At 55.2% G+C, this 17907-nt stretch carries 16 protein-coding genes; 1 reads left to right on the top strand and 15 read right to left on the bottom strand.

Going from position 1 to position 17907, the window contains the following annotated elements:
* The 11 genes from biuH to V6575_RS00320 all read right to left on the bottom strand — a co-directional run bounded on the left by biuH (position 1) and on the right by V6575_RS00320 (position 13398).
* Positions 1-738 carry a biuret amidohydrolase gene (gene biuH, locus V6575_RS00370; protein WP_340271994.1) on the bottom strand — a complete coding sequence of 246 codons (738 nt, stop codon included), beginning with the start codon at positions 736-738 and terminating at the stop codon, positions 1-3.
* A 6-nt stretch (positions 739-744) separates the two neighbouring features.
* Entirely contained in the window at positions 745-1764 is a 1020-nt protein-coding gene (locus tag V6575_RS00365; protein WP_340271992.1) for a formamidase, read from the bottom strand.
* A gap of 10 nt (positions 1765-1774) precedes the next feature.
* A complete protein-coding gene (locus V6575_RS00360) occupies positions 1775-2698 on the bottom strand; it encodes an ABC transporter permease (protein ID WP_340271991.1) in 924 nt (307 codons plus the stop codon).
* Positions 2695-3804 carry an ABC transporter permease gene (locus tag V6575_RS00355; protein ID WP_340272699.1) on the bottom strand — a complete coding sequence of 370 codons (1110 nt, stop codon included), beginning with the start codon at positions 3802-3804 and terminating at the stop codon, positions 2695-2697. Before V6575_RS00355 ends, V6575_RS00360 begins: the two co-directional genes overlap by 4 nt.
* 126 nt (positions 3805-3930) lie before the next feature.
* Positions 3931-5043, bottom strand: coding sequence for a BMP family ABC transporter substrate-binding protein (locus V6575_RS00350; RefSeq protein WP_340271989.1), 1113 nt, complete (start codon positions 5041-5043; stop codon positions 3931-3933).
* Between the two features lie 300 nt (positions 5044-5343).
* On the bottom strand, positions 5344-6315 hold the full coding sequence (locus tag V6575_RS00345; RefSeq protein ID WP_340271988.1) for an isopenicillin N synthase family dioxygenase: 972 nt from the start codon (positions 6313-6315) through the stop codon (positions 5344-5346).
* A 20-nt stretch (positions 6316-6335) separates the two neighbouring features.
* The gene (gene atzF / locus V6575_RS00340; RefSeq protein ID WP_340271987.1) at positions 6336-8144 is read right to left on the bottom strand and encodes an allophanate hydrolase; all 1809 of its coding nucleotides are present in this window, start codon (positions 8142-8144) and stop codon (positions 6336-6338) included.
* Positions 8145-8203: 59 nt separating this feature from the next.
* Positions 8204-9835: a dipeptide ABC transporter ATP-binding protein gene (locus V6575_RS00335; protein WP_340271986.1), complete on the bottom strand. Its 1632-nt coding sequence runs from the start codon at positions 9833-9835 to the stop codon at positions 8204-8206.
* A gap of 2 nt (positions 9836-9837) precedes the next feature.
* Positions 9838-10746 (bottom strand): ABC transporter permease, encoded by a 909-nt coding sequence (locus V6575_RS00330; protein WP_340271985.1) that lies wholly within the window; start codon positions 10744-10746, stop codon positions 9838-9840.
* A complete protein-coding gene (locus V6575_RS00325) occupies positions 10743-11768 on the bottom strand; it encodes an ABC transporter permease (RefSeq protein WP_340272698.1) in 1026 nt (341 codons plus the stop codon). The genes V6575_RS00330 and V6575_RS00325 overlap by 4 nt, the downstream gene beginning before the upstream one ends.
* 4 nt (positions 11769-11772) lie before the next feature.
* Complete coding sequence (locus V6575_RS00320; RefSeq protein WP_340271983.1) at positions 11773-13398, bottom strand: ABC transporter substrate-binding protein; 1626 nt, start codon at positions 13396-13398, stop codon at positions 11773-11775.
* Between the two features lie 147 nt (positions 13399-13545).
* On the opposite strand from V6575_RS00320, the gene V6575_RS00315 reads away from it, so the two are divergent.
* On the top strand, positions 13546-14448 hold the full coding sequence (locus tag V6575_RS00315; protein ID WP_340271982.1) for a LysR family transcriptional regulator: 903 nt from the start codon (positions 13546-13548) through the stop codon (positions 14446-14448).
* A gap of 97 nt (positions 14449-14545) precedes the next feature.
* Here the strand turns inward: V6575_RS00315 and cynS are convergent, their stop codons facing one another.
* The 4 genes from cynS to V6575_RS00295 form a co-directional block, all read right to left on the bottom strand.
* Positions 14546-15049 carry a cyanase gene (gene cynS, locus V6575_RS00310; protein ID WP_340271981.1) on the bottom strand — a complete coding sequence of 168 codons (504 nt, stop codon included), beginning with the start codon at positions 15047-15049 and terminating at the stop codon, positions 14546-14548.
* Positions 15050-15153: 104 nt separating this feature from the next.
* A complete protein-coding gene (locus V6575_RS00305) occupies positions 15154-16008 on the bottom strand; it encodes a sulfurtransferase (RefSeq protein WP_340271980.1) in 855 nt (284 codons plus the stop codon).
* A gap of 65 nt (positions 16009-16073) precedes the next feature.
* Entirely contained in the window at positions 16074-17255 is a 1182-nt protein-coding gene (locus V6575_RS00300; protein WP_340271979.1) for an acyl-CoA dehydrogenase family protein, read from the bottom strand.
* A gap of 83 nt (positions 17256-17338) precedes the next feature.
* Complete coding sequence (locus V6575_RS00295) at positions 17339-17875, bottom strand: OsmC family protein (RefSeq protein ID WP_340271977.1); 537 nt, start codon at positions 17873-17875, stop codon at positions 17339-17341.
* Positions 17876-17907 lie beyond the last annotated feature (32 nt).

Below are 17907 nucleotides of genomic sequence, written 5' to 3'. Positions count from 1 at the left end.
TCAACCCCTGTCAGAGATGTGTTCAAGGCCTTTTAGGAAGGTATTGCTATCAGCGACTGCGCCAAAAACACCGCCTTGCATGGTGACCATCTTCAGCGCTGCATCGTGGTTTCCCTTGTCCGTTGCGCCGCAGCAGTCAGAAAGGATCAGGCATTCGAAGCCTCGATCATTCGCCTCACGCATCGTGGTGTGGACGCAGACATCGGTTGTGATGCCAGTCAGGACGAGATTGCAGATGCCTTTGGTGCGCAGCAGCAGTTCCAAATCGGTCGCACAAAATGATCCCTTGCCTGGTTTGTCAATGATTGGCTCACTGGCAAGGGGCGAGAGTTCGGGAATGATCTCCCAACCCGGCTCACCGCGCACCAGAATTTTCCCGCAAGGACCCTGATCGCCGATGCCGGCGCCAATACGCTGAGAGCGCCAACGTTTGTTTTCTGGCAGATCTGCCAAATCCGGGCGATGACCTTCACGGGTATGGATGACGTGGAAGCCTTTGGCACGCAGGGCCTTTAGGACATTCGTGATGGGCTCTATTGGCGCGCGGGTCATGGATATGTCGTAGCCCATGGAATCCACATAACCGCCGGGACCACAGAAGTCTGTCTGCATGTCGATGACAATCAGAGCAGTGTTCTCCGGAGTGAGATTGCCGTTATAGGGCCAGGGGTAGGGATCTGCAGGCACGGGGCCTTCGAACGTCTGAGATGCATTGGGTTTGACATGGGATGTGGTCATGATTGTCTACTCCGCTGCATCGCTCAGGTCTTTTTCGCCGAAGGATCGTTTGGGTGTGTCAAAGCCGCAAGACGTGCCGTCGGTGTGAATGACATCGTCTTCCCAAGGCAGCCTGTACTGGCCTGCTGCCAGGTCGGTCATATAGGTATAGGGGCAGTCCTGTGCGCCGCCTTTGACCGCAACATAGCCACGGTGGCCAAATTGGTAGATGTTGTTTTCAACTCCCCAGTGGATCCGGGCTTCACGCACAAGGTCAGGCCGTACCTCAGCTGAGATGATCTCGTTTGGACGGCCTGTCGTGCCATGGGCAATGATGGTGCCATCGAAATTGACAATCATACCTTCGCCCATGCTGTCGAATGTTCCATCCGTACCGCACATGCAAACATTAGCGGTGAGCATGAGGTTGCAAAACGCATTGGATTGGTTGGTGAATTTCCAGCTTTCCCGGATAGGTGCCGTGTAACCGGCTGTGCGGATCATAACCTCCGCGCCCTTGTAGGCGCATTCACGGGCCATTTCCGGGAACATCCCGTCGTGGCAGATGATGAGGGCGAGTTTGCATCCCTTTGGCCCGTCGATCACCGGGATGCCCTGATCGCCAGGCTCCCAGGGTTCAACGGGGACCCATGGGTGCATTTTGCGGTAATAGAGTTTCAGCTCGCCCTTGTCGTCGATGACGATGCCGGAGTTGTAGGGCATGCCGCCAGGGTTCAGTTCCATGATGGAGAAGCAGCCCCATATCTCGTTGTCAGCGCATGCCTTTTTGAAGGCTGCGACTTCTGGGCCGTCGAGAGAGCACATGATTTGCGGATTGATGTCCATCGACAGGCCGTGGAGCGCATATTCGGGAAACACCACGAGATCCATAGCTGGCAGGTTGTGCTTTGCCTTGCGGACCATATCGACAATGACCTGGGTCTGCGTCGCCAGTTCGATCTCATTCGAGACATGTGTGAGTTGAAGTTGCACCATGCCAAGGACGACACCATTGGGGGATTTGTTGAGACCTCCAAGTCCGCTCATTTGTCAGCTCCTATTTTGTGATGGACAACTCGCCTGGCGCACCCTTGAGAGATCTCTTGGGGGATGAGCTGGCGATCATGATCAAAAGCGTCAGGATGTAGGGCGCGGCGTTGAAAAAGTGATATCCGCGCGAGATACCGATGGATTGCAATGCTGGGCCGAGTGCGCCTGCGGCTCCGAAAAGCAGTGCTGCGGCAAAGCAGGCAAGCGGGTTCCAGCGTGCGAAAATCACCAGCGCAACAGCCATAAGTCCCTGGCCGGAGGACAGACCCTCTGTCCAGCTGCCCGGATAGTAGAGCGACAGAAACGAGCCTCCGATTCCTGCAAAAAAACCGCCTGCCATGGTGGCGAGCAGCCGAACTTGATTGACGTTGATGCCAAGGGCCAATGCCGCCGGTGCGCTGTCGCCAGTTGTGCGGACAATCAGGCCCCAGCGGGTGTTCTTGAGGCCCCACCACAGAACAACGGCTAGAATGAAACCGAGGATAAAAAGAGGGTTTATCTCGAGCGCCTGGCGCAAGGCCGGATTGTCGCTCCATGCGCCGAGCGATATCGATGGCAGGCGCGGGGCTTGAGGCTGTATGTAGGATTTGCCGAAGAAAAATGCGAGACCGGTTCCGAACAGCATCATGGCGATACCAATGGCGATGTCGTTCACTTTTGGCAGCTTGCACAAATAGCCATGAAGGGCTCCGAAGCAGGCGCCGCAAAGACCGGCAACCATGACGCCCAACCAGGGCGAGCCTGTGTGGTAGCTCGTGGCGTAGCCCGACATGGCCCCAAACACGAGGGTACCTTCCAGGCCCAAATTGATGCGCCCGGATTTTTCAGTCAGTGTTTCTCCTAGGCTGACGAACAAAAATGGTGTTGAGACGCGGATCGCGCCCGCGAACATCGCCATGAGCACTGTGAACAGTCCAGCCTCGTCGCTCATGTTTTGCCTCCCTTGGATCTGAAAAAGGGCAGTCGACCATAGAAGGTTTCGGACACCAGCAGGACGATGAACATCAGTCCCTGCAGAACCAGAACAGTGGCATCTGGCAGATCCATACGGCGCTGAATAAGACCTCCGGAGGCGGCTATTCCGCCAAGCAGAATGGCCACCGGCACAATGACCAGAGGATTGTGCCTGGCGAGGAACGAGACGAGAATTCCGGTAAAGCCGTATCCGGCGATCAAAGATGCATTGGCCTTGCCGTGAATGGCCGCGACTTCAAAAAAGCCGGCAAACCCAGCGCAGGCTCCGGCAATGGCGCAGGAGATCACCATCAATTTGCCGACCGGTAACCCCTGCGCTTGGGCCGCACGTAGGTTTCCGCCTGTGATACGTGCGGCAAATCCGAATGTCGTCCGGTTCATTAGTAAGTAGAGCAGAATGCATAGCACAATGCCGACGATCAGCCCCCAATGAACATCGGTGCCAGGGATGTTGCCGATCATGTTGTCTTTGCCGATTGGCATGGTGGATGGCTTGTTGGGGTCTGAAGGATCACGCAGAGCACCTTCGACGAAGAAGTTCAGGATCGAGACCGCGATGTAGAACAGCAGCAGCGAAGAAATGGTCTCGTTTACGCCTCGATAGTGCCGCAAGACACCTACAAAGCCGATCCAGAGAGCACCTCCAAGGAGTGAGGCAAGGGCCATAACAGGTAACAAAATGGCAGTTGGTGCCCAGGGAATCATCGGGATGGCGATTGCACCAGCAGCAAAGCCGCCCAGAACCAGAGCCCCTTCGCCGCCGATGATCACAAGACCTAGCCGAGCGGGAATGGCGACGCAGAGCGCGGTGAATATCAGCGGTGCAGCGCGCACCAATGAGTTCTGCAGGGAGAAACTTGAGCCGAAGCCGCCTTTCCAGACCAGCGCGTAAAAATCATAGGGAGATTTTCCAAGGGCCAGCAGAAAGAGCGAGAACAGGAGCCCTGAAACGATGAGCGCCAGGACGGGCATCACAACAAATTCGGAAGATCGCCGTAAGCGATCGAGCATGTCAGTGGTACTGCTTTCCGGGTTGTCTTTGATGTGGTCTGCTTTGGCCATATCGACCATATTCGGATCCTTGCAGTATGCGGCGGCAGAGTGCAGTGCTCAAAAATTGAATTTGGCGAGGATGGAAGACCGCCCCGGATCCGCAGTGTGCGAATTCGGGGCGGGTAACCTTGAGAATTAGGTGATTGAGCCGATTACGCCTTCGATCAGGTAATCAGTCTGATTGAGGGAGGGCTCATAGTTGTCCAGGGACGCACCGGCTGCCAGAAGCGGCGTTCCGTCCTGCTTGTTGATGGGGCCGTTAAAGATCGGCTTGCCAGCTGTTACTTCTGCGCGCGCCGCATCGGCTGCAGCAATTGCCTCAGGAGTTGCGCCAGCGCCATAGGCGGTGTTTTGGACGTAATCCTTATCGAAGCCACCGCCTGTCATGTTCGGCAGAGCCTTGCCCTCGGTCAGATCAGCAGCGAACATCTTGTAGATGGTTTCCCACTTGTATTCCGCGCCTGTGATGAAGCCGTTCGGCGCCAGCGGTGCTTGAGAGGCATTGTGTCCGCAGCATTTGATACCCCGCGTTTCTGCGGTTTCGATCACGACCTTCGGGCCATCCACATGACAGGTCAGCACATCGCAACCAGCATCCACCAGAGCATTGGCAGCTTCCGCCTCGCGAACCGGCATGGACCATTCACCGGTAAAAATGACCTGAACGGTCGCGTCTGGGTTGACCTTCTTGGCACCCAGGAGGAAAGAGTTGATGTTTCGCAGGACAGTGCCGATTGGCTTGGCAGCAACGAAGCCCAGCTTATTCGTTTTGGTGGAAAGGCCAGCAGCTATGCCATCAACATAGTGCGCCTGATCCAAATAGCCGAAGTAGCTACCTGCGTTGGTCGGATCCCCTTCTGACCAGAGAGGCGCAGCATGGCGGAATTCCACGTCAGGGTACTTGGATGCCAAATCAAGAACGAACGGCTTGTAGTAACCAAAGGAGGTCGCAAAAATGAGGTTTGCGCCATCGAGATTTATCATCGATTCAATCGACTTTGTTACAGCGACTGTCTCTGGAACGTTTTCTTCCTCGACGACTGTGACGCCTGGGACTTCCTTGAGAGCCGCTGCAGCAACTGCGTGGGCTTGGTTCCAGCCAAAATCATCGCGTGGGCCGACATAAACGATGCCAACGGTGAGGCCACTGGCGAAGGCTGCACGCGGCAAGCCGGTTGCGGACAGTCCTATGATGCCAGCCGCAGAAGATTGCAGCAGGGAGCGGCGGGAAATTTCAAATTTCGACATGGTTCAACCCCTTTAGGTCTGGTGCAGTAGACCGTGATGTCCGGTCGTCGGTTTGGTGTTTTCAAAGCAAGCAGCATGCCAAGCAAGGCTGGTGTTTAGTTTCATTTAAGTCACTGAAATTTAATTGTTTTTATATCCTTCTTTCGGTTTCAGTCTTTGCTTGCCTGCTATTAATTTGATTAATTATTAGACATTCTTGTTTTTGCTCCCTAATTAATCAACCATGGCGCGTGTGATCTCATATTGCGCTAGACCTCTGGCCAAGGTGGTATCTTGCCCGAAGGCCGATCAAGGAGCTGATTAGGTTGAAGAGGCACTGCTGTCCCTGACTTGCTCATAGCTGGCATCGAGTTTCCTTTTGAGATAATCCGCACCGGAAATAGGCGGGTAGAGCGCTGGACGATCCTCCCGCTGGCAGCTTTTCAGGCAGGCTACTTCTGCATCTGGATTAGGATCCAGGAAGAAGGCAATCGAATAACGTTCCCGGCCGCCAGTGTTCACCACCCGATGAGGGGTGGAGACATAGGTGTCATTGGTCCATCGCATCAGGCAATCACCGATGTTGCAGACAAAAGCGCCCTCAAGTGTGGGGGCCTTGATCCATTTTCCATCGCGTTGCTGAACTTCCAGCCCGCCCACGTCGTCCGGCAAAAGGATCGTTAGATTGCCATAATCGGTATGAGTGCCAGCGCCGATTTGGCCGGTCTCGGCGCGTGCGGGTTGGGGCGGGTAGTGGAGCAAGCGAAGTGTGGCCATCGGCGCATCTAGCTTGTTCTCGAAGTAATTCTTGTCCGTTCCCAAATCTGTGGCAATTGCCTGATGAAGCACACGGCCTAGCGCCCAGACGGCATCGAAGTAGGCGAGCAGCGTTTCTTTCCAGGACGGCAGGTTCGGCCATTGGTTGGCAGCCCGAAACGGTTCGCCTTTTAGGATCCTTGGATCTGTTGGGTCGAGATCAAGGCCAATGTTGAAAGCTTCTTTCAGATCGGACGGTTTGCCCGGGTCCAAGTGCTCGCCCTTCATGGGCACATAGCCCCGGTTGGTCTTGAAGAAGTCCTTTGTCAGCAGCATTTTCTCGCTGTCAGGAAGCGCAAAGAAGGCTTTGGAGGCGGCAAATATCGCGATCATCAGATTTTCTTCAATGCCGTGGTTCTGTACATAGAAGAACCCGATATTTCTGGCTGCTTTACCAATGTCTGCCGCAACTTTCTCCAATCCGGCGGGCGTTCCATCCAGTAGAGGTTTCAGATCGATGATTGGAAGATCAGACATCCTGTTTGCCGCTCCTGTCGTCACGCTGCGCCCTGAGAAGGCACTGCATATTTACGCCAAGTGCCAAGCGATGTGATGTCGTCGGCCCCTCTGATTCCGGCAGCTTCACATTGGAAGCCCTGAACAGTGCGCCCGTCAGAAAGAACAAGGCTGCCCAACCCAAGAGGGGCGGGGATCGATGCCAGAAATGAGCCAACTTCGGTGAGGGGCATCGCCCAGATTTCAACGTCGATCTCGCCGCCTGATCCAGGCTCACCTCTGACCAATCCCGGTCGTTTTGGCGGCCCCCCTGCCAGTGCATAAAGACGATAGGCATCGCTTGTTGTTGAGGTCTGCAGAAACCGTGCACCGCGAGAGGTCAATTCATGATTGAGAACCATCCCCGACATATGTGCTCCACAGACAGCAAGAGCGAGTTCATCTGAATTTGTGAGTGGGGTGAGCGGCACTGCCTCGTCAGGCAAAGTCCAGCCAGTCGCGCCTAGTTCGTGGGCAGCCGCCTGTTCCAGCTTTACTCCCAGGTTGGCAATCATACCGTCCTGTTCGGCTTTCGCGAGTAGAGTGACGTTGCCAGGCCGCCCGTCCGTTCGTGGAGAAACCGGGATTGCGAGACCGCACATATCCAGCAGATTGACGAAGTTGGTATAGATTCCGTTGTTGGAATTGGGCGTGATCGGATCGTCTTCCAGATCCTTGACCGAATAGAACGTCGGGATCGTCGGTACGCACAACATGTCCAACCGGTCGAGCACTGGTCTTGTCTTGCGGGCAAGCTCTTTCAGACGGTAGATGCCCCGAAAAGCGTCTGTGGCTGTCAAGCCCAGTGCCTTTCCGACAACCGCTGTTGTTACCGGATGGACATCCTCTGGCTGGTCGCGCATCAGGTCTTCGATGACCGTGTGCCGCTCTGCGACCCACGCGCCTTCATAAAGCATGGTGGCAACATCGTAGAAGGGCGTGAAATCGACCTGCTCAATCACTGCACCAAGTGTTTTCAGCAGGTCAATGGTTTCGTAAAACGATGCTTCCTGTTCGGTGTCGCCCAGGAACGTGATGGTCTTCCGATCCGGTATACCGATTTTGAAGCTTGGCGGGGTATCCCCGAGCGGGCTAAGATGAACCTTGCGCGCATAGGCATCGGCATCATCGTATTGTGCGGCAACGGCATAGGCTGCGTAGGCATCTTCAACGGTCAGCGCAAAGATCGAGATTGTATCCAGGGTGCGGCAAGCCGGAACCACACCGCTTGCAGAGAGCGCACCAAGGGTCGGTTTCAAGCCAACGATATTGTTCAATGCGGCAGGTACCCTCCCGGACCCTGCCGTATCTGTCCCAAGCGAGAAGGTGACCAGACCGTGCCCGACGGAAACGGCTGATCCAGAGGATGAGCCTCCTGGAACGATAGCCGGATCAACGGAATTTTTGGGCGGCTGATAGGGGGATCGAACGCCGACCAACCCTGTGGCGAATTGATCCAGATTTGTTTTGCCAATCAGGATCGCACCCGCTGCCTTGAGCTGAGCAACCACGAATGCATCGTGTTCGGGCGTGTATGCGTAGGCTGGGCAGCCAGCTGTTGTTGGCTTGCCAGCAACGTCGATGTTGTCCTTGATCACGAACGGAACGCCCCAAAGCGGCTTTTTCGGGTCAAAAACTCCAAGGTTTTCCGCTGCCCCCAGCGTTTCTGCCTTGTCTATCAGGTGAATGAAAATCCCCGGATCATTGACCGCTTCAATGCGGCGAAAGACTTCTTCGACAACATCCTGAGGCGACAGGCCTGTCTCATAAGCTGCGTGCAGCGCTGACAAGGTGAAGGGCAGATCTTTCATGTGAGACTCATTCATTTTTGTTGGCGCATTCGAGAAATGGAGGAAATTCGCAAGCTGGGTCATGCGGCATTAGCGGCGATGGGAGGGCTGGGCGCAGCTGAAAGCAGTTGCCGGGTGTAGGACGCGCTTGGCTGGCCCATTACCGTTTTGGTTGGGCCTTGCTCAACGACCATCCCGTCTTTCATGACGATGACGTGGTCGCAGAGAAGGCGAACCACATGGAGATCATGGCTGACAAAAAGGCAGGTGATCCCCAGCTTGGCTCGCAGGTCTGCAAGAAGATTCAGAACCACGGCTTGGATGGAGACGTCCAGAGCCGCGGTGGGTTCATCCAGCACGATGAATTTCGGATTGACAGCAATGGCTCTGGCGATGCCAACGCGGGCCTTTTGTCCGCCCGACAATTGGTGCGGAAAACGGTTCAAAAGGGGATGCGGAAGTCCGACAAGATCGGCGAGTTCCTTGACCCGCTGCGCTCGCTCTTGCTTTTTGAGGGAAGTCAGGCGGCTGAGGGGTTCTGCAATTGACTGCTTTGCGGTGTGACGTGGGTTGAAGCTGTCGGTCGCATCTTGGAACACCATTTGAATGTCAGAGCGACGTGGGTCTCTTGCAAACGACTGAGCGGGTGTTTGCGCCAGGTCTTCGCCGTCGAACAGGATCTGACCGCTTGTTGGGTCGGCCAGGCGCACCAACATTGAGGAGGTGGTCGACTTGCCGCAGCCAGATTCTCCGACCAGTCCGACACATTGGCCTTCATGGATTTTGAAGTAGATGCCTTTGACAGCCTGTACCGGGCTTGCCTTGCCCTGGAAGGTTTTCGTCAGGTCTCGCACTTCCAGCAAAGGTTTGCTGCTGATTTTTGGTGCTGCGAGAGGTGTCCGTTTGTCGGTTGGTAGAAGTGAGCGCACCGATGCTCCGTCTCTGGGCGTCGCATTGACCAACTTTCGGGTGTAGGGGTGAGATGGAGTGAGAAACAGGCTATCCGGCGGGCCGGTTTCAACAATTTTGCCGTCTTTCATGACAGCTATCCGGTCGCAATATTGAGCGGCCAGACCTAGATCATGAGTGATCAGGATGGAGCTCATGTCTCGGCTTCTGATTAACGTCGATACCAGGTCCATGACAGCTTTTTGTGTCGTGATGTCGAGGCCGGTGGTTGGCTCGTCAGCAACCAGAAGCTTGGGATCACACGCTAGAGCTATGGCAATTACAACGCGCTGGCACATGCCTCCGGACAGCTCAAACGGATAGGCGTGATAGCGGGCCTCAGCGTCGTGAATCTGGACAGCTTCCAATGCCCTGATGGCTTCGATTTTTGCCGTGTAACGGGTCGCCTTGGCATGACGCCGCAGGACATCTTCCAGCTGATGTCCGACCTTGCGGATAGGATTGAGAGCAGCGCGCGGGTTTTGGAAAATCATCGAGATTTCCCGACCACGAATATCGCGCATGGCGTTCTCGCTGGCTGCGTGCAGGTCCACCCCTTGATAGTTGACCGCCCCGCCGGTGATCTTGCCACCTTGATCGAGAATGCGCATCAACGCATAGGATGTCACGGACTTGCCTGATCCAGACTCGCCAACAATGCCCAGTATCTCGCCGCGGCCCAGCTCCAGATTGACACCGCGAACTGCGTCAACACTGCCGCGACGTGTCTGGAATGAAACCGTAAGATCTTTCAAGCTTAGCATTGTCACGTCCTCCGACGGGGGTCGACGAGGTCACGCAGACCGTCGCCCAGAAGGTTGAAGGTGAACACGGCAAACATCAGGGCAAGTCCTGGGAAAACGGCGAGCCACCATTCACCTGAGACGATGAAATTTGCCCCTTCGGCCACCATGATTCCCCATTCGGCGGTCGGTGGGCGCACACCCAGTCCAATGAAGCTCAGACCTGCAGCATTCAGGATCGCCCAACCGAGATTGAGTGAAACCTGAACCATCATTGGCGGGAGGGCATTGGGATAGATATGAAAAGCCAGCACGCGTATGTCAGAGTTTCCGGCAAGTTTCGCTGCCAGGGCAAAGCCTGCATCGCGGCGGATATTCACCTCTGCGCGGACAAGGCGGGCGTAGAATGGAATGTTGATCACCGCTGTGGCGTAGACGATGTTTTCAACCGTGTTGCCGAGAGCTGCGACGATGCCCATAGCCAAAACAAAAAGCGGAAAGGCCATGATGGTGTCAAACAGGCGGTTGAGGATGCTGTCGAGCCATCCGCCCCAATATCCTGCTATGGCCCCCAGCATGGACCCGATTACAAATGACAGGGCGACCGCCGCCACTGAGATCAGAAGATCAAGGCGGGTGGCTATTAACACACGGCTGAAAACATCCCGCCCGAGATTGTCAGTTCCGAACCAGTGCTGCCAGGACGGAGCTTGCAGCGCGATTGAAACGTTCGATACCGCTGGATCATAAGGTGCCAGCAGAGGGCCAAAGATGGCGGCGATCACGAGTATTGCGAACATGCCAAATGCAATTAGAGTGATCGGGTTGCCGCGCAGCACATAGATCAGGTGGTCAAAAAAGCCCCCCGACGTGCGCTCTACCAGTACGTCTGGCTCTGTTGGATTTGCTGTAGATGAAATGAAATCGGTCATCGGCTTGCAAATCCTATCCGGGGATCAATGGCCGTATAGGTCAGGTCTATGATCAGGTTGAGGCCAACGAAAAGAAGGGCCATTGCGAGAACGAACCCCTGTACAGCGGCATAGTCGGAGACCACGAGAGCTTCGACCGCGTAGGATCCGATCCCGGGCCAGGCAAATACCTTTTCGACCAGAACGTTTGCACCGAGGGTGAAGGAAAACACCATGCCGAGCGTTGTAATCACCGGCAGGAGCGCGTTGCGAAACGCATATGTGTAACGGATTGATCCTTCCGTCAGGCCCGCAGATCTTGCTGTGCGAATGAAGTCCGATGACAGCGCACTCAGCATGGATGCACGTGTCATGCGCGCGAGAGGTGCAAGAGTGAACAGGGCCAGGGTGATCGACGGCAAGATCAGCTGTTTGGCTGCACCCCACCAGGTTTCCAGATCACCTGCGATGGCTGCGTCTATGAGATAAAAGCCGGTTACCCGATCTGGCTCTATGTAAATGAAATCCAGCCGACCAAGCGGCGAGGGGGCAATCCCCAGAAGGTAATAGAAGATGTAGATCAGCACGATGCCGGTGAAGAACGTCGGCATGGAGACGCCTGCTGTGACCAGAACACGGCACAGATGGTCTATCCATGATCCTGGGCGCGTGGCCGCCAGAATGCCGAGTGGTATTGCGATTGAGCAAGACAGGATCAACGCAATGAGGGTGAGCTCCAAAGATGCTGGAAGGCGCTGAGCCAGATCCTGGGTAACCGGTTGTCCGGTTGAGAGTGACTGGCCAAGATTGCCCCGCATCAGGTCGCTGACATATACGAGAAACTGTTCGGGGAGTGACTTGTCGAGACCCAGTTGTGCGCGAACCTCGGCAATGGAGTTTTCGTCTGCTGCTGCGCCTGCAAAATAGACAGCCGGGTCGCCTGGTAGTGCTCTGGTCAGCACGAAGCTGACAATTACAACCCCGATTAACACCGGAATGGATTGTGAGATCCTGAGCAGGATTGTTTTCAGGCGGCCCGGCATCATATCAGACCTTTTTCAAACCACGAATATCAAGCTGGCGGTGGAACCAGTACTCGTATCCCTCGATCGAACGGGTGCCCACGTTGAGAGCTGGCTGCCACAGCGCAATCCGAGGCACTTCATCCCAGACGATTTCGATCATGCGCTTGATTTTCGGAGCATATTCGGGATCTTCGACCGGCATGTTCAAGGTTTCGGCGGTCAATGTCTCGATCTCCTCGTTCCGATAATTGGACGAGTTGAACAAGTGACCTTCCAGATAGGCCCAGAAGAAATAGTAGCAGGGGTAGTTGAGCCAGCCGCCAAAAGTGTCCAGATGCAACGGCAGGCGCTTTTCAACCAGGGCAGCCGTGCGCCAGTTTGCGCCCGGGATTTTTTCGATCTCGGCCTCTATGCCGATTTTCGCCAGATTTTCCTGGATCAGCAAAGCCGTTGGTTCCATCCAGTCCGCCTGACTGAGCGAAATGGACAGCGGTACCTTGAAGCCCGCCCCGTAACCGGCTTCCTCCAACAGGGCTTTCGCCTTGTCCAGATCGGTCTGATAGGGGAACTTTTGCGGCCAAGCGATGTCAGTTGGAACGCTGTTTTCGCCGCCCCACATAGGCGCGCCTCGGCCATAAGCGGCGGTCTGGAATACATCTGCGTAGGGAATCGCAAAGGCGACTGCCTGGCGCACGCGCTTGTCTTTGAAAGGCTCAAAATTCAGGTTCGGGCAAAGGCAGTAGATGGCGTTTTCAATGGGTGTCGTGTTGATGGTGATGCCATCAGCGTCGCTGAGTTCTTTCGCGTCCTTGTTCGGCATGTTGAAGGACATCTGCACGTCGCCGCGTTCCAGCAGGGCTCGGCGTGTCGCCGGGCTTGGCACTTCGCGAAGGACAACGCGCTTCACAGCAGGCACAGGCCCGGACGTCCAATCGTCATTGCGCTCATAAACCAGCTGTTCGCCCTGTTTCCAGGCTACGACCTTGAACGCACCGGAGCCTGCTGGCGTTTTGTGCAGATATTCCATGGCCCATGGATCTTCATCCGTCGCGTGTTCCAACGCGACTTTTGAATTGATGATCATTGGCACCGGAACAGCGAGATCCGGCAGTGTGAGTTTCGAGGGGCGCAAGAGATGGACCTTGAAGGTCAGGTCATCAATGACTTCGAATTGCTCTGGTTTTTCCAGAGCTCCGGCTTTCATCTGAACGGTCGGGAAACCGCCGACAGAGACTGCACGGTCAAATGACCATTTTACATCCTGAGCCGTTATCGGAGAGCCATCGTGGAACTTGCCGCCTGGACGCAGCTTGAAGACAATCGACATATTGTCGTCAGCAAATTCCCAGCTTTCTGCCGCTTCAGGCACAATGACAGAATAATCATAGGAAAGACCGCCGTCTGGCAGTGTCTTGGTGCCGAAGCTTACCAACCGGTCATAGACGTTGACGGCAACCTGATAGCTTGGGCGGTTTGTACCAGTGCGGTGGATGTCCAGACTGTTGATGGTCTGTCCGGTGACGGCCACAATGACGTCATTACCCGCAGCTGATGCAGGTAGGGACTTCAGAAATGGCAGCATGGAGGCACTGAGCATGGTCGCAGTGCCTGCCTTCAAGAAATCACGTCTGGAGGATTTGAATGTCATGTCTGTTCCCTCTGGTCTCGGAATTCGACCGGGGTGACTGTGTCTCCCCATTACGGGAAACATGCGCAACATTAGTGCTTACTTCTAATGCTATTTTTGCAGTATTGTGCTTCTCAAATTGCAGCGCTAGTTGTTTAGGTCATATAAATGAAGCACTTACAGACTCTCAGCTTGATCAAAGCGGTCACGCAGGCCGGGTCTATTCGCAAAGCTGCAGAAGATATGAACATCACATCGTCTGCTTTGAATCGTCGAATCCAGAATTTTGAGGAGGAATTCGGAGCTCCGATTTTTGAGCGTCTCCCCAGAGGCGTTCGGCTCAATCCGGCTGGTGAACTGTTGATCCAGCACATTCGAACGCAGCTTGCCGACCTGGAACGGGTTCGAAGTCAGGTGCTTGATCTATCCGGGCTGAGACGAGGGCATGTCTCGATTGCCTGTTCGCAAGCGCTGCAGCCCTATTTCATGCCTGCGCAGATTGCGGACTATCGAGGTGAACATCCCGGCGTCAGTTTTTCAGTTCATGTGCGGGACAGGGATGCAGCAGAGCAGGATCTGCGCAGTTATCAAAGCGATCTGGCCCTTGTGTTTGAGTCGCGCCATCTCACTGATTTTGACGTGCTGATGTCGATTGAACAGCCCGTCTGTGCTGTCATGGCCAGGGACCATCCACTGGCGAGGAAAGACCAGATACGGTTGCGGGACTGTCTCGAATTCCCCCACGTCGTGCCTCCGGCCACCATTGGCATTCGGTATCTTCTGGATTTGGCAGTTGGCCGCATGACACAGAAAATGGCGTTTACAATAGAGGCGGATTCCTTTGAATTCATGAGGCACTATGTGGAAAATGAGAATGCGGTTGGCTTCCAGTTTCCAATTGGGTTGAATATTGGCAATGATGACCGATTGGTTTTCAGACCTCTGCCCAGACGAGATATCATGTTTGGCAGCTTGTCCCTTTTGCAGATGAAGGGTCGGACATTGCCTGTGGCTTCCGCAAGATTTGCCAACCAATTGGCCGTTGCCCTGACCGGACTGGTGCCTGGCTGATGAGCTGATTGTCCGGCAATTGCCCATCCTAATTTCATGTGCCGAGTTGCCAAAACAGCCGACTCCGAAAGGTGGCCGGCTGCTTTTTGTTTTTAAACTACCACTGATTGTACGGTAGGAATTTGCCGCACATGGTGACTTTGACCCGGTCGCCTTTGGGGTTTTCTTCCCGTTCGATCTTCAGGTCGAAATCAATAGCGCTCATGATGCCATCGCCGAATTCCTCGTGGATCAGCTCCTTGATGGTGTCGCCGTAGACATAGGTGATCTCGAAGAACCGGTAAATCAGCGGATCCTTGGAGACGGTTTCAGCTTCCTGACCTTTCTTTGGCGGTAGCTGAAGCGCGATTTCAACGTCCTTGGTGCGATTGCCCAACCCCAGGAATGTTGCGACCTTTGCAGCGGCTTCGGCCGGCAAAGCGTTTTGGCCAAGACAAGCGGACACAACAAAGACGTCTGACATACCTGCGGCGGCTGAAATATCCGCCCAGCTTGCCTTTCTGGCAAATTTAGCCGCCATGACCAGCTCGGTCATGTCCAGTTTGGACATAAGCGGAGCCGGTGCGACATCCGCAGATGGAAGCGTGGTGATTGTGCTCATGGGTGTTCTCCTGATTTCGATTTGAAATGTGGGTTGAATATCGCGGCTGAGGCTTCATGCCTGCACCGGCGGCAGGCTGCCGCCACCGGTGCAGTAAATCTGCCCTAAAACGGCAGACCTTCCTCAATCGGCAAGGATGGGTCTCGAGACCACTCGTTCCAGGAGCCGAAATAGATCTTCACGTCCTTCACACCGGCCTCTTTCAGCGCGAGATAGGTGTTGGATGCACGTGCGCCTTTGAAACAGTAGAGCGCGACCGGCGTTTCCGGCGTGATGCCCACAGTGGCGCATTCCGCCAGAACTTCTGCCTTTGACTTGATCATCGGACCAGAGGCAGTGGGCTTCATCATGCGGTACCATTCGATCCACTTGGCACCTGGAATGCGTCCCTTGCGCGGGCAGAAATCCTTGCCATAAGGCGATGAGCTTTCGGCAATCCACTCGTCAATGTCACGCACATCCAGTTTGACAACAGCTTCAGTTTCAACCGCTGTCATCATGTCTGCCACATCCATCATCAGATCGGCGCCCTGATCTGAAACCGGGAAGGCTTTCGGCTCTGGTGCAACAGCTTCCGTTGAGACTGGGAGACCTTCTGCGACCCAGGCTTCATATCCGCCATGAAGGACCGTGATTTTCGGATAGCCGAGATATTGCAGGAGGAAATAGCCCCGGCAGGATTGGCCGAAACCTGACGCCATCGACTGTTCGTAGATCACTGCCGTTTCAACTCCGGACAAGCCGATTGCGCCAAATTCATCGGCGAATTTACCGCGAAGTTCTGCAATGCCTTCCGGCGAAGATGTTGCGAGATAGGTGAAAATGTCATGCAGGTTGACCGCACCGGGCAGATGGCCCTCGGCATAGGCGTCCGGTGCACGGGTGTCGATCACGACGCAAGGGTCGCTGGCGACAAGGCTTTCAAGGCCCTTGGGAGATATCAAACTTCCATCTGTCACAGTCATGCTCCTTTTCTCATCCTATCGGCTCAAATAAACCGCTTTGCTTCAAATCGTTTGCAGGATCAGTCCGCGCCAAAATCAGCCAGCATCTTCCTGAGCTGCTTGGTCGCCGGTGTTACGATGGCAACGAAATAGGCCTCACGCAGTTTTCGCTGGGCAGCGCCGCGCCGCACATAGCCGCGTGCTCCGCAATGAAGCATCGCATTATGAGCGGCAGCCACAGAGGCATCACCAGCTGCCAGCCGGGCCTTGATGACGCGAATGAAATACTCTTTGGAGGTGTCGAAGGGCGTTTTGGCCAGCTCAAAGACTTCCTGTTCCATCTCAGCGAGTTGCGCGCGAAAATCCTCAGGCTGATCCGGAAGATGGCAATTGACGTGAGACAGGGTCTGTCCGGCCTGTTCCATGAGATCGATACACGAGCGGATCATGCCAAAGGCCATGCCGGACTGCAGCAGGATGAAGCCTGCGCGGATGCGCGGAATATAGTCGTCAATCGGATCAGCCAGCACGCTGTCCGTTGGAATGAAGGCCTTACGCAACTGAATGGCAAAGGTACGTGTGCCGTCGAGGGCGACGAAATCATCGTTCTCGGTGATCTTGACGCCCGCGCCTGAACAATCAGCGACGGCCATGACCTTGCGCTCCCCCTCATCCTGAAGAGCAAAGACAATGCCGAAGTGATGATCCGGACCAAGGTTAGACACCCAGGGCAGTGTGCCTGTGACTTCATAGCCACCTTCTACCCGCACACCCTTGAGGCGGAGCTTTTCAATGCCGAACAGCGATTTCATCGGGTTGGAAAGACCAGTGCCGCCCAGGATTTCACCGCTGGTAATCTTCGGTCCGAGCGTACGTTTGAGCGTCTCATTGTCGGAGTTGGCGATGTACCAGGCGAGTGCATCCTGGCACCAGACACAAAAGGCCGTCGACAGGCATTCCTCGCCCACATGCGTCATGGCCCTGATCGCCGTCTCCAGATCAAAGGCATCTGTCGCATTGGCGGCAGCTGCCGTCATGGGCGCATGCTGATTATAGGCACCGGCACGGCCAAGAGCGCGCATCACGTCTTCGGGATAAACGCCCTTCAAATCAATATCGTGGACGAGCGGAGCAAGGTCAGTTTTTGCGATCTGTGTCACATTCTCCAGCACGGTCTGGACGTTGTCTGGCTCCAAAAGGGTCTGCACCCTCCCTTGCTCAACAACATCTTCGACCGTCTTGAGTTGTACCTGTGCGTTCATCTTGACACCTCCTCTTTCCACGAACGGAGTTTGACTATCGGGGCAAACCGCCCCGCCTGATGCAGCGGGGCGGTTTGATTGGCTCAGACGGAGGCTGCCACCATGGTCACAGGCCGCGAGAAGGTGTTGAACACCGGCGACCACTGACACACATGGGCAATCAGCTCATCTATGGTTTCTTGCGGCGCGTCCGCATCCATGTGGACGTTGATCCGCACATCGGTGAAGCCGACCGGCTTTTCGCTGACATCGCCTGTGCCCCAGACAGCGGTGATGTTCAGATCACCCTCAAGTTCGACTTCCAGCGAAGTGATGGTGATGCCCCGGTGAACCGCATTGGCGTGCAAGCCAACCGCAATGCAGGAGCCAAGAGCAGCAAGAGAAGCCTCAGATGGGTTTGGAGCAGTGTCATCGCCCAGAAGGCCAGGTGGCTCATCGACGATGTAGGGATCAAGATTACGAATATAGTTGGCGTGCCGAAAACGTCCCTCTGCGACGGTCTTGCACTTCAGGGTCTTGACCGCTTTTGGGTCCTTTTTGCCGTTTTCGATCAGGGCCTCAAGGCCACCCTTGTCGATGGGGGCAAGACACCCGGTCAGGGCAGTTGCAGGTTCGGACATTTACTTCTCCTTTTTCGTTCCTTGGGCAGTTT

It is taken from the genome of Roseibium algae (assembly GCF_037783265.1).
Taxonomy (GTDB): Bacteria; Pseudomonadota; Alphaproteobacteria; order Rhizobiales; family Stappiaceae; genus Roseibium; species Roseibium algae.
This window is presented reverse-complemented; position numbering and strand designations above follow the sequence as displayed.

Excerpts from the sequence above, each read along its gene's own strand:
- atzF (WP_340271987.1), bottom strand. The coding sequence starts at position 8,144 with ATGAAAGATCTGCCCTTCACCTTGTCAGCGCTGCACGCAGCTTATGAG.
- V6575_RS00320 (WP_340271983.1), bottom strand. The coding sequence starts at position 13,398 with ATGACATTCAAATCCTCCAGACGTGATTTCTTGAAGGCAGGCACTGCG.
- V6575_RS00315 (WP_340271982.1), top strand. The coding sequence starts at position 13,546 with ATGAAGCACTTACAGACTCTCAGCTTGATCAAAGCGGTCACGCAGGCC.
- V6575_RS00300 (WP_340271979.1), bottom strand. The coding sequence starts at position 17,255 with ATGAACGCACAGGTACAACTCAAGACGGTCGAAGATGTTGTTGAGCAA.
- V6575_RS00365 (WP_340271992.1), bottom strand. The coding sequence starts at position 1,764 with ATGAGCGGACTTGGAGGTCTCAACAAATCCCCCAATGGTGTCGTCCTT.
- V6575_RS00295 (WP_340271977.1), bottom strand. The coding sequence starts at position 17,875 with ATGTCCGAACCTGCAACTGCCCTGACCGGGTGTCTTGCCCCCATCGAC.
- V6575_RS00325 (WP_340272698.1), bottom strand. The coding sequence starts at position 11,768 with ATGCCGGGCCGCCTGAAAACAATCCTGCTCAGGATCTCACAATCCATT.
- V6575_RS00345 (WP_340271988.1), bottom strand. The coding sequence starts at position 6,315 with ATGTCTGATCTTCCAATCATCGATCTGAAACCTCTACTGGATGGAACG.
- V6575_RS00330 (WP_340271985.1), bottom strand. The coding sequence starts at position 10,746 with ATGACCGATTTCATTTCATCTACAGCAAATCCAACAGAGCCAGACGTA.
- V6575_RS00360 (WP_340271991.1), bottom strand. The coding sequence starts at position 2,698 with ATGAGCGACGAGGCTGGACTGTTCACAGTGCTCATGGCGATGTTCGCG.
- V6575_RS00355 (WP_340272699.1), bottom strand. The coding sequence starts at position 3,804 with ATGGCCAAAGCAGACCACATCAAAGACAACCCGGAAAGCAGTACCACT.
- V6575_RS00335 (WP_340271986.1), bottom strand. The coding sequence starts at position 9,835 with ATGCTAAGCTTGAAAGATCTTACGGTTTCATTCCAGACACGTCGCGGC.
- cynS (WP_340271981.1), bottom strand. The coding sequence starts at position 15,049 with ATGAGCACAATCACCACGCTTCCATCTGCGGATGTCGCACCGGCTCCG.
- biuH (WP_340271994.1), bottom strand. The coding sequence starts at position 738 with ATGACCACATCCCATGTCAAACCCAATGCATCTCAGACGTTCGAAGGC.
- V6575_RS00350 (WP_340271989.1), bottom strand. The coding sequence starts at position 5,043 with ATGTCGAAATTTGAAATTTCCCGCCGCTCCCTGCTGCAATCTTCTGCG.